We start from the raw sequence: 11,574 nt of genomic DNA, 5'->3' as shown, positions 1-11,574 counted from the left end.
AACAACGTCATGACCTCTTACATCTAGGGTGACCGCATGGTGACCTTCGCGCCGGACCGCGCCTCCTTCATGCTCAGCCCCTCGGACATCACCGCCGCCGCCACGTGTACCTATGGGTGGCTGCGCGGGACGGTGGACCCCGCGCTCGGACGTGCCCCGCGGATCGGCGCGGAGGACGCGTTCCTCGAGCGGGTCTCCCGCCTCGGGGACGAGCACGAGTCTCGCGTGCTCGCGCGCCTCGAGGCGGAGCACGGCGCGGACCAGGTGGTCCGGCTCGCCCGCCCGGAGCGCTACACGCCCGAGGGTGTGCGGGCCGCCCGCGAGCGCACCGCGGCGGCGTTGGCCGCGCGCCCCGCCGTCGTGTTCCAGGGGATGCTGCACGACGGCGCGTTCGGCGGCCTGGCCGACTTCCTCGTGCTCCGCACGGACGAGGAGCACCCCGAGGGCGCGTACGAGGTGGTGGACACGAAGCTGGCCCGGCATGCGCGCGTGACGGCGCTGCTGCAGATCGCCGCGTACGCAGACCTGCTGGACGGCATGGACGTGCCGCGGGCGCGGCAGGGCAGCCTGTGGCTCGGGGACGGTTCCCGGCACGTCGCGGACCTGGACGAGGTGATCCCGGTGTACCGGCACCAGCGCGCCCGGCTGGAGGCGCTGCTGCAGGATCACGTGGCCGCCGGGGAGCCCACTCGCTGGGGCGACGACCGCCTGAGCGTCTGCGGCGCATGCGAGGCGTGCGAGGAGGCCGTCGCCGAGCACCGGGACGTGCTGCTCACGGCGGGGGCCACGCGGTTGCAGCGCACCCGGCTGCGCGAGGCCGGCATCACGACCATCGAGCAGCTCGCGGTGTCCGTCGCACCGCCGGAGGGCATGGCCCGCCGCACGTGGGAGGCGCTGCGGGAACAGGCGGCGATCCAGCTGGAGCCGGCCGGGGCGGACGGGCTGCCGCCGCATCGGATCGTGGACCCGCGCGCCGTGGCGGGGCTGCCCGCGCCGGACGCCGGAGACGTCTTCTTCGACTTCGAGGGGGACCCGCTGTGGGTCTCCGCGGACGGGAGCATGGAGGGCCTCGAGTACCTGTGGGGCTGGGTCGAGGCGCCGGGTGGGGACACCGCGCGCACCGCCTCGGCCGACTTCCGGTTCACGGGTCTGTGGGCGGACACCCGTGCCGCCGAGCGGGCGGCGCTCGAGCAGTTCGTGGCGTTCGTGGAGGCGCGACGCGCGGCCCACCCGGGGATGCGGATCTACCACTACGCCGCGTACGAGGTCACCGCGCTGAAACGCCTGACCGTGCGCCACGGTGTGGGCGAGCGCGAGCTGGACGACTGGCTGCGCGCGGGGCTGTTCGTGGACCTCTACTCCACGGTCCGCGCCGCCCTGCGGGCCGGTGTGCCGAGCTACTCCATCAAGAAGCTGGAGCCCCTCTACATGGGGGCGGAGCACCGGGCGGAGGACGGCGTCACGACGGCGGCGGACAGCGTCACCGAGTACCACCGGTACGTCGCCGCGATGGAGGCCGGGGACACCGAGGTCGCGAGGGCGATCCGCGCCGACATCGAGGACTACAACCGGTACGACTGCGTCTCCACGGCGCGGCTGCGGGACTGGCTGCGGGCGCAGGTCGAGCCCGAGGAGGCCGCCGTCGCGGAGCGTCCCGTCGACGACGCCGCGACCGGGAACGAGCCGCTGGTCGAGGCCGCGCCGTCGGTCCAAGAGCAGGACGCGGCCCTCGCCGCCTCGCTGCAGGCGCTGGCGGGCGCCGAGAGGGACGAGGCGGGTGGGACGGGGGCCCCGGAGGCGGAGCTCGACGGCGGGCGGCGCGGTATCGCCCTGCTGGCCGCGGGGCTGGGCTACTTCGCCAGGGAGAACAAGCCGCTGTGGTGGGCTATGTTCGATCGGGCCGTGTCCGCCCCGGACGAGTGGCAGGAGCCGCGCGCGAACCTGGTGTTCGACACCGTCGAGTCGGTGGGTGCGTGGGAACGGCCCACCCCGCGGAGCAACCCCGCCCGGACGCTGACCGTGACCGGGCGCCTCGAGCCGGGCACCGAGGTCCGGCCGCGTCGGAACAGCCAGGAGAGGTTCAAGCTCAACGCCCTGTACGAGCAGCCGCCGCGCTGGGCGGAGCTGGCCCCCAACGCCGTCCGCTGGCAGAGCCGATCGCCCGTGGACGTGACCGAGGTGGAGGAGATCGCACCGGGCCGGTTCCGCGTCAGCCTGCTGCAGCGCCTCAGCACCAAGTACGAGCCGGAACCGCACGCGGAGGTGCCCATGGCGGTCTTCCACCTCAACTACGTCCGGCCCGGTGGCCTCCTCGAACGCATCCGGGAGCAGGCCGCCGAGGCCGCCCGCCGCGGCCGACTGCCGGACGGAGCGGTGTTCGACATCCTGGCGCGCCGTGCCCCGCGCACCGCGGGCCGGACCCTCGCCGCGATCGGGGCGGACGTACGAGACGGCCGGCGGGACGGCGTCGGGGGCCTGGTCGAGGCGGTCGAGTCCGCACGCGGCTCCTACGTGGCCGTGCAGGGCCCTCCCGGCACCGGCAAGACGTACGTGGGCAGCCGCGCGGTGAAGGAGCTCCTGGACCGGGGCTGGACGGTCGGCGTCACCGCCCAGTCCCACGCGGTGGTGGAGAACTTCCTCGACCAGCTGATCGGCGTCGGCGTGGACCCCGACCGCGTGGGCAAGGAGCCCAAGGACCCGGACGGACCGCACCGCTGGACGTCCCTGGGCTCATCGGAGGTCCATGCCTTCCTGGCACCGGGCCGGGTCCTGGGCGGCACCGCGTGGACCTTCGCGAACGCCGCGGCCCAGCCGGTCGACCTCCTGGTGGTGGACGAGGCAGGGCAGCTCTCCCTCGCGCACCTCCTGGGCGCGAGCGCCCTGGCCGAGACGGTGCTGCTGCTGGGTGACCCGCAGCAGCTCCCCCAGGTCAGCAGGGGCGAGCACCCCCAGCCCATCGGCGACGCGGCCCTGACCTGGATCGCGGAGGGCGCCCCCGTGCTCCGCGCCGAGCGCGGCTTCTTCCTGGACACCTCGTGGCGCATGCACTCGGCGCTCACCCGCGCGGTCTCCGAGCTCTCCTACGCCGGCCGGCTCGGCGCACGGGAGGAGGTCACGGACGCCCGCCGCCTCGACGGCGTGGAGCCCGGGCTGCACCCGTGGCCGGTCTCCCACACGGGCAACGCGGTGTCCTCGCCGGAGGAGGCCGCGGCCGTCGTCGAGATCATCCGGTCACTGCTCGGCCGCACCTGGTCCACCGGCCCGGACGACCCCGGCCGACCGCTCGAGCCGTCCGACGTGATCGTGGTGGCCCCGTACAACGCGCAGGTCGCCACGGTCCGGGAGACGCTCGACGCCGCCGGTCTCGAGGGCACCACCGTCGGCACCGTGGACAAGTTCCAGGGCCGGGAGGCCGCCGTCGCGATCCTGACGATGGCGGCGTCCTCACCGCAGGAGGTGCCGCGCGGGCTGGACTTCCTCCTGAACCGGAACCGGCTCAACGTGTCGATCTCGCGCGGACAGTGGGCCGCCTACCTCGTCCACTCCCCCGCCCTCGCGGACGCGCTGCCCACCAGCCCCGAGGACCTGCCGATGATCGGCGCGTTCCTGCGGCTCGTGCACCGCTGACTCAGTCGGCGGCACCCTGGCGCAGCACGAACCGCTGCAGCTTGCCGGAGGGGGTCTTGGGCAGCCGGTCCACGAAGTGCACCCGGCGCGGGTAGGCGTGCTTGGAGTACTCGTCGCGGACCTTCGCCTGCAGCTCGGCCGCCAGGGCGTCCGGGTCCGCGACGGCCCCGGCGGGCACCACGAACGCCACGACCTCCTCGCCGCGCACCCCCTCCGGGTCCGGCAGGCCGACGACGGCGACCTCCTGCACCCGCGGGTGGTCGATGAGCACGGACTCCACGTCGAACGGGCCGATCCGGTACCCGGCGGCGAGGATCACGTCGTCGTCCCGGGAGGAGAAGAAGAACCAGCCGTCGTCGTCCTGCCGGGCGGTGTCCCCGGTCAGGTACCAGCGCCCGTCCGGGGTGAAGCGCTCCGCGGTCTTCTCCGGCTCCCCGAGGTAGCCGGGGAACCAGAACAGGGGCGAGGCCGCGTCGATCGCGATCTGCCCGTCCCGGATCTCGGCGGCGATCCCCGGCAGGGGCACACCCATCGAACCCGGGCGGGGCGGCGCGGCCAGCTCGGGGTGCGCAGGGGTGCAGATGACCATGCCCAGCTCGGTCTGGCCGTAGTGGTCGCGGATCTCCGTGCCGAGGGCCGCCCGGCCCCACTCGAGCACGGACGGCGGCAGCGGCTCCCCCGCCGTGGACACGCGCCGCAGCCGCAGCGGGGCGTCCTCGGTGACCTCCCCGGCCTTGGCCAGCGCGCGGAACATCGTGGGGGCGCCGGCGAGGTTCGTGACGTCCTGCGAGCTGATCACCTCGACCATGGTCGCCGGGGAGAAGGCGCCGCGGTACTGCACCGAGGTCGCCCCGAGCACCAGCGTGCCGACGATCCCGTAGTACAGCCCGTACGCCCAGCCGTGGTCGGCCGCGTTCCAGAACAGGTCCTCGGGGCGCAGGTCCACCGCGCACGTGAGGTAGACGGCGAACGCGGCGGCCGCGCGCAGCGGCACAGGCACCCCCTTGGGGCGGCCGGTGGTGCCGGAGGTGAACAGCAGGGCGATCGGCCCGTCCCCGCCGACGGCGACGTCCTCGGCCAGCGGCGCGGAGTCCGCGAGCGCGTCCCACTCCGGGCCGGTGCGGATGATCTCGATGCCCGGGATGTCCGTGAGCTTCTCGGCCTGGCGGGGTTCGGCGACGACAAGCCGCGCCGCCGCGCCCTCGATGCGCATCCGGGCGGCGCCCGCGGCGAACGCGGTGAACAGCGGCACGTGCACGGCGCCGAGCCGCCACAGGGCCAGCAGCGTGATGACGAGCTCCTCCCGTTTGGACATCATCACGGGGACCCGGTCGCCGCGCGTGACGCCGCGGGCGGCGAGGCCGGTGGCGAGGCGACGCGAGCGGTCGGCCAGCTCGCCGAAGGTGAGGTCGACGGCGGACATGTCCTCCGCCACGAACCGGAACGCCACCGCGTCGGCCGGCCAGCGGTCGCAGAGCAGGTGGGCGGCGCAGGCGTCCGGGGTCTCGACGTCGGCGACCCACCCGGCCATCAGCCGGTCGATCGTCCCGGCCTCGTGGGCCTGCCCGGTCCGTTCCGTCATCTCGGTCTCCTCATCCCTCTCGGCATGCCGACGCCGGGCGACGGCGACGTCAGCCACGGTAGGTCCACCGCGCCCCGGGCCACCGGGCGCGTCCGCATGTTGCACTCGCCACCCCGTCGCGGCTGAGGGCAGGATGGCGCCATGACTGATCTCGATCCCGCCACCCCTCGCCCCTCAGGGACGCGCGCGGACGCCCCGCCCCGGACCGACGTCGCGCTGCGCCCGGTGGCCGCCGACGACGCCGACTTCCTGTGGACCTGGATCCACGGCGCCGAGGACCCCGAGTGGAAGTCGTGGGACGCCCCCTACTTCCACGCCGCGGACACGGCCGCCCCGCCGAGCCGCGCGGACTTCGACGCCGACCACGCGCGCCGGCGCGTCGGCGACCCTGACGTCCGGGTCGTCACGGTGGACGGCACCCCCGTCGGTCTCGTGACCCGCACGGAGCAGCATCCGGCGGGCGCGGGCTGGTGGGAGCTCGGCATCCTGTTGTTCGACCCGACCACGTGGGGCCGCGGCGTCGGGCGGGCGGCGCTCACGCTGTGGTCGGACGCGTCGTTCGCGGAGACGGACGCGCACCTGCTGAGCCTGGTCACGTGGTCCGGCAACGCGCGGATGATCGCGTCGGCGGTCCGCGTCGGGTACACCGAGGTCGCCCGCATCCCCGAGGCGCGCTCCTGGGAGGGCCGGCGATGGGACTCGGTGCAACTCGCGGTGCTGCGGCGAGACTGGTGGCCGGCGTCGACGGACGGCTGAGGACGGACCCGGCCCTCGCCTTCGTCGGGCGTCCGCGGCGCCTGCCAGAATGGGGGCCATGACCTCACAGCCCGCGTCCACCGCCCACCGCCGTTCCCTCGCCGAGGCCGGCATCGCCCTCGGCCCCCTGGACGGCCGCTACCGTGCGGCGGTGGAGCCGCTTGTGGAGCACCTGTCCGAGGCGGCGCTGAACCGCAACCGCATCCACGTGGAGGTCGAGTGGTTCATCCACCTGGCCGAGCACCGTGTGCTGCCGGGTCTCGAGCCGCTCACGGCCGAGCAGCAGGCGGGCCTGCGGGCGATCGTCACGGACTTCGACGCGGAGTCCGTGGCCGAGCTGGCGGCCACCGAGAAGGTCACGGTGCACGACGTGAAGGCCGTCGAGTACTTCATCGCCGACCGCCTCGAGGGGCTGGGTCTGGGCCGGCTGAAGCCGCTCGTGCACTTCGCGTGCACCTCCGAGGACATCAACAACCTCGCCTACGCGGTGGGCGTGCGCGACGCCGTCGAGCAGGTCTGGCTGCCGGCCGCCCGCGCCGCCGTGGCCACCGTCTCCGCGATGGCCGCCGAGGCCGCCGAGACCCCCATGCTCTCCCGCACGCACGGCCAGCCGGCCACGCCCACCACGCTGGGCAAGGAGATGGCCGTGTTCGTGCACCGTCTGACCCGCCAGACCCGGCGCATCGCCGGCCAGGAGTACCTGGGCAAGATCAACGGCGCCACCGGCACCTACGCCGCCCACCTCGCCGCCGCCCCGGACGCGGACTGGCCGGCCCTGTCCCGGTCCTTCGTGGAGCACCTCGGCCTCACCTGGAACCCGCTGACCACCCAGATCGAGTCCCACGACTGGCAGGCGGAGCTGTACGCCGACGTCGCGCGCTTCAACCGGATCCTCCACGGCTTCTGCGTGGACGTGTGGAGCTACATCTCCATCGGCTACTTCGCGCAGATCCCCGTGGCCGGTGCGACCGGCTCCTCCACCATGCCGCACAAGGTGAACCCGATCCGCTTCGAGAACGCCGAGGCCAACCTCGAGCTCTCCTGCGCCCTGCTCGACTCGCTGGGCGCCACCCTCGTGGAGTCCCGTTGGCAGCGCGACCTCACGGACTCGACGTCGCAGCGCAACATCGGCGTGGCCCTCGGCCACTCGGTGCTCGCCCTGACCAACGTCACCAAGGGCATGGGCCAGCTCCAGGTCGCCGCGCCCGTACTGGCGGAGGACCTCGACACGAACTGGGAGGTGCTCGGCGAGGCCGTCCAGACCGTGATGCGTGCCGAGGCGATCGCCGGCGTCGAGGGCATGGACAACCCCTACGAGCGCCTCAAGGAGCTGACCCGCGGCCACCGCGTGGACGGGGCGCGCATGCGCGAGTTCGTGCAGGGCCTCGGCCTGTCGGAGGCGGCCCAGGCGCGCCTGCTGGAGCTGACCCCGGCCGGGTACACCGGCGTGGCGGCGGAGCTGGCCAAGGAGTTCGGCCCCGCGCAGGACTGACCCGGGCCGCCTGACGGGGGACGATGGGCGGGTGCTGCTTCCACTTCTCCCCGTGTGGCTGCTGTCCGCCGCCCCCAAGGACCCCGCCGAACTCGAACGGGACGTGCCCGAGCCGATCGACGCGCACGGCGAGCTCGCCGACGCGATCACCGCGGCGATCACCGCCGTGGATCTCGTGGGCGTGTTCTTCTTCGCGATCTCGGGCGCGGTGCTCGCCGTGCGCAAGGGCTACGACATCGTCGGCTCCCTGCTGCTGGCCCTCATGGTGGGCACGGGCGGCGGCGTCGTCCGTGACCTCGTGGTCGGACGGGACGTGCCCGCGGCCTTCGACAACCCCTGGTACCTGATCCTGCCGGCGGTCGCGTCGCTGGCGGTGTTCCTCCGGATCTTCGACGGCGAGCGCGGCCACCACGCCGTCATGGCCTTCGACGCCATCGGCCTGGCCGTGTACTGCGTGGTGGGCACGCGCATCGCCCTGCTCGCCGGCCTGAGCCCGGTCGCCGCCGCAGTGCTGGGCCTGGTGACCGCCGTCGGCGGCGGCATCCTGCGCGACGTCGTCGCCGGGGAACCGCCCGCCGTGTTCGGCGGGCGCGGCTGGTACGCGCTGCCGGCCATCCTCGGCGCGGGCACGACGGCGGCCCTCGGCCAGGCGGAGGTCCTGAACCCGCTGACCTCGGCGGCGGTGATGGTGCTCGTGCTCGTGCTGCGCGTGGTGTCGCTGCGCAGGGAGTGGCTCGCCCCGGGGGCCGAGATCTCGGGGGAGACCCAGCGCCAGCGCATGGATCCGCATGACGAGCCGCCCGTGCCGGACATCCGCGACCGCAAGGGCAGGGACGGGCCGCCCGCCGCCCCCGGCGAGGACGGCCCCCCGGCGAACGAGGAGACACCCGGCGCCGACGAAGACGTCACACCTCGGGGGACACCCGGGTGAACAAACGAGCCACTGCGCGGGCCGCACGGGACAATGGCCGGTGAATCCCCGGACCCAACGGAAGGAGCCGCCGTGGACGTGCAGCAGTTCTTCGCCACCCTCACCGACGTCCCGTGGCTGCTCACGACCCTGGACCTGATCGGGATCTTCTTCTTCGCCACCTCGGGGGCGCTGCTGGCGGCCCGCAAGCAGTTCGACCTGGTGGGCTCGATGGCGCTGTCCCTGCTGGCGGGCCTGGGCGGCGGCTTCACACGGGACATCCTGCTGGACCGGGGTCTGCCCGCGTCCCTGGAGAACCCGGTCTATCTGGCCCCGCCCCTGCTGGTGTCCCTGCTCGTGTACGTCAAGGTGATCCACCCGAATCGCCTGAACCTGACCATCACCCTGTTCGACGCCGCCGGTCTCGCCCTGTTCACGGTGTCCGGCGTGCTGCTGGCGCACTCGATGGGCGTGCACCCGGTGTCCACGGTGGTGATCGCGATGGTCACGGCGCTGGGCGGCGGCGTGCTGCGGGACATCGTCGCCAACGAGGTCCCGTCCATCTTCGACCCCCGCGGCGTCTACGTCCTCCCCACGTTCCTGGGCGCGGTGCTGGCGACCGTGGTGGCCATGAACGGCGCGCTCAACGGGTACACCGGCTTCCTCATCGCGTTCCTGATCTTCGCGGTGCGGATGATCGCCTACCGCTACCAGTGGCGGTTCTTCGGCGCGGAGATCTCCCAGGACAAGGAGTCCCTCGAACGTCTGCGGCGCCTGGCCACGCAGGCGCAGGAGGCGGCCGCCCGCCGGGTGGAGCGCACCCTCGAGCGCCGGCTGCGCTCCCCCGGCGCCCCCGCCTTCCCCGACGACGACACGCACGGGTCCTACGGCCCGCGGCAGGAGTACGAGGACCAGGTGCGGGTGGACGACTACGACCCGCAGACCCAGACGATCACCGTCGTCGACCCCGCCTCACACCAGCAGGTGCGCCTGGACCGCGGCACCGGCGTCATGGACGTCACCGACCTGCGCACCGGGCGCACGCGCAGCTTCGACGACCCCGAGCACGACTGGATCGCGGACGACCCGGCGGACCCGAGGGACTGAGGGATGCGGTGAGCCCGACGCCGGGCCGCGCACGCGCACCCCGCGGACGGGTCTATGCTGAGAGTCCATGACCGGCACGCATGAGACCGCCCGCCCCGCCAGCACGACCACGGAGGCCGCGGCCTCCGGCCCCCTCCACCGCGTCGGATTCGACCGCGCGAAGTACATCGAACTCCAGTCCCAGCACATCCAGGAACGCCGCCGCCAGATCGGCGGGAAGCTGTACCTGGAGATGGGCGGCAAGCTCTTCGACGACCTGCACGCCTCCCGCGTCCTGCCCGGCTTCACCCCGGACAACAAGATCGCGATGCTGGACCGCATCAAGGACGAGACCGAGATCCTGGTGTGCTTCAACGCCAAGGACCTCGGGCGGAACAAGGTCCGCGCGGACCTGGGCATCACGTACGAGGACGACGTCCTGCGCCTCGTGGACGTGTTCCGGGAGCGCGGGTTCCTGGTGGAGCACGTGGTGGTCACGCAGCTGGAGGACGCCAACCACCGTGCACTGGCGTTCCTCGAGAAGCTCGAGCGCCTCGGCCTGAAGGTGGCCCGCCACCGCGTGATCCCCGGCTACCCGCACGCCATGTCCACGATCGTCTCGGAGCAGGGCTTCGGTGCCAACGAGTGGTCCGAGACCACGCGGGACCTCGTCGTCGTGACGGCCCCCGGCCCGGGCTCCGGCAAGCTGGCGACGTGCCTGAGCCAGGTGTACAACGATCGGCAGCGGGGCATCCCGGCCGGCTACGCGAAGTTCGAGACGTTCCCCATCTGGAACCTGCCGCTCGAGCACCCGGTGAACGCCGCCTACGAGGCCGCCACCGTGGACCTGGACGACATCAACCTGATCGACCCGTTCCACCTGGCCGAGTACGGCGAGCGGGTGACGAGCTACAACCGCGACGTCGAGGTGTTCCCGCTGCTGTCCGCGCTGCTGGAGAAGGTCACGGGCACCACCCCGTACAAGTCCCCCACGGACATGGGCGTGAACATGGCCGGCGCGGCGATCGTGGACGACGAGGTGTGCCAGGAGGCCGCAAAGCAGGAGATCATCCGGCGCTACTACAAGGCTCAAGTCAACGAGGCGCTGGAGGGCGCGGACGACACCGAGTCCGAGCGCGTGGCCCTGGTGATGTCCAAGCTGGGCCTGAGCTCGGAGGACCGCCCGGTGGTGGGTGCCGCGCAGTTGGTGGCCGAGCGCACCGGTGAGCCCGGCGCGGCCGTGCAGCTGGCGGACGGCACCCTGGTGACCGGCAAGACCTCGGAGCTGCTGGGCTGCTCCGCCGCGGTGCTGCTCAACGCCCTCAAGGTGCTGGCCGGCATCGAGGACGACGTGCACCTGCTCTCCCCCGCCTCGATCGAGCCGATCCAGACGCTCAAGACCGTGCACCTGGGCTCCAAGAACCCGCGGCTGCACACGGACGAGGTGCTGATCGCGCTGTCCGTGTCCGCGGCGACCGACGAGAACGCGAAGGCGGCCGTCGAGCAGCTGGCGAGCCTCGAGGGCTGCGACGTGCACACGACGACGATCCTCGGCTCCGTGGACGAGGGCATCTTCCGGTCCCTGGGGATGCTCGTCACGAGCGAGCCGAAGTTCCAGAAGAAGGGGCTGTACCGGAAGCGGTGAGGCGGGGCGGTTCGGGCGGTCGCTTTCGTTGACGAAACGGGCGACCCCTGGGCGTTTTCGTTCGAGAAGTGGGAGCGGGCCACGGCCCGCTCAGGAGGCCCCGGTGGTTCGCCGGGGCCTCCGTTCGTTGACGACGGCGACAACTCGCTCCGCGACGACGGCCGGGTCCTCGTGCTCCCAGAAGCGGAGGACGAGCCAGCCGCGCTCCGTCAGGATGCGCGTGGTCTCCAGGTCCCGGGCCCGGTTCGTGGCGACCTTGTCCGACCAGTAGCCGCCGTTGGCCTTCGGCGCGATGTAGTGCTGGGGACACCCGTGCCAGTAGCAGCCGTCGATGAGGACGGCGACGCGCGCGGGACGGAACAGGATGTCCACCGTGCGGCGGAGGTCCTTCTCCGGCTTCGCGTTCACCCGGTAGCGGAGGCCGGCGGCATGGAGGAGACGGCGAACGGGGGCGTGTCAGATGGTCTGTGTAAGCC

At 73.0% G+C, this 11,574-nt stretch carries 7 protein-coding genes and 1 pseudogene; 6 read left to right on the top strand and 2 right to left on the bottom strand.

The features are described 5' to 3' along the window. The first annotated feature begins 36 nt into the window (after positions 1–36). Positions 37–3,627 (top strand): TM0106 family RecB-like putative nuclease, encoded by a 3,591-nt coding sequence (locus tag HMPREF3105_RS00315; RefSeq protein ID WP_070708499.1) that lies wholly within the window; start codon positions 37–39, stop codon positions 3,625–3,627. A gap of 1 nt (position 3,628) precedes the next feature. Here the strand turns inward: HMPREF3105_RS00315 and HMPREF3105_RS00310 are convergent, their stop codons facing one another. Beyond that, the gene (locus tag HMPREF3105_RS00310) at positions 3,629–5,209 is read right to left on the bottom strand and encodes an AMP-binding protein (RefSeq protein WP_070708498.1); all 1,581 of its coding nucleotides are present in this window, start codon (positions 5,207–5,209) and stop codon (positions 3,629–3,631) included. A gap of 141 nt (positions 5,210–5,350) precedes the next feature. Between HMPREF3105_RS00310 and HMPREF3105_RS00305 the strand changes: the two genes are divergently transcribed. The 5 genes from HMPREF3105_RS00305 (at position 5,351) to HMPREF3105_RS00285 (ending at position 11,098) form a co-directional block, all read left to right on the top strand. Beyond that, a complete protein-coding gene (locus HMPREF3105_RS00305) occupies positions 5,351–5,965 on the top strand; it encodes a GNAT family N-acetyltransferase (protein ID WP_010080080.1) in 615 nt (204 codons plus the stop codon). Between the two features lie 58 nt (positions 5,966–6,023). Continuing rightward, positions 6,024–7,457 carry an adenylosuccinate lyase gene (purB, locus tag HMPREF3105_RS00300; protein ID WP_070708497.1) on the top strand — a complete coding sequence of 478 codons (1,434 nt, stop codon included), beginning with the start codon at positions 6,024–6,026 and terminating at the stop codon, positions 7,455–7,457. A gap of 31 nt (positions 7,458–7,488) precedes the next feature. Continuing rightward, positions 7,489–8,388, top strand: a complete 900-nt coding sequence (locus HMPREF3105_RS00295) for a trimeric intracellular cation channel family protein (protein WP_070708496.1) — start codon at positions 7,489–7,491, stop codon at positions 8,386–8,388. A 72-nt stretch (positions 8,389–8,460) separates the two neighbouring features. Further along, positions 8,461–9,474: a trimeric intracellular cation channel family protein gene (locus HMPREF3105_RS00290; protein WP_041102567.1), complete on the top strand. Its 1,014-nt coding sequence runs from the start codon at positions 8,461–8,463 to the stop codon at positions 9,472–9,474. 67 nt (positions 9,475–9,541) lie between these two features. Then, on the top strand, positions 9,542–11,098 hold the full coding sequence (locus HMPREF3105_RS00285) for a DUF1846 domain-containing protein (RefSeq protein WP_041102565.1): 1,557 nt from the start codon (positions 9,542–9,544) through the stop codon (positions 11,096–11,098). 90 nt (positions 11,099–11,188) lie between these two features. Here the strand turns inward: HMPREF3105_RS00285 and HMPREF3105_RS00280 are convergent. Further along, a pseudogene (locus HMPREF3105_RS00280) lies at positions 11,189–11,533 on the bottom strand (very short patch repair endonuclease); the annotation flags it as partial. Between the last annotated feature and the right edge of the window lie 41 nt (positions 11,534–11,574).

Origin of the sequence: Micrococcus sp. HMSC31B01 (genome assembly GCF_001816085.1) — a bacterium.
In the GTDB taxonomy this organism is placed as follows: Bacteria; Actinomycetota; Actinomycetes; order Actinomycetales; family Micrococcaceae; genus Micrococcus; species Micrococcus luteus.
This window is presented reverse-complemented; position numbering and strand designations above follow the sequence as displayed.

Coding starts and splice junctions, on each gene's coding strand:
- HMPREF3105_RS00310 (WP_070708498.1), bottom strand. CDS start 5,209: ATGACGGAACGGACCGGGCAGGCCCACGAGGCCGGGACGATCGACCGG.
- HMPREF3105_RS00285 (WP_041102565.1), top strand. CDS start 9,542: ATGACCGGCACGCATGAGACCGCCCGCCCCGCCAGCACGACCACGGAG.
- HMPREF3105_RS00305 (WP_010080080.1), top strand. CDS start 5,351: ATGACTGATCTCGATCCCGCCACCCCTCGCCCCTCAGGGACGCGCGCG.
- HMPREF3105_RS00315 (WP_070708499.1), top strand. CDS start 37: ATGGTGACCTTCGCGCCGGACCGCGCCTCCTTCATGCTCAGCCCCTCG.
- purB (WP_070708497.1), top strand. CDS start 6,024: ATGACCTCACAGCCCGCGTCCACCGCCCACCGCCGTTCCCTCGCCGAG.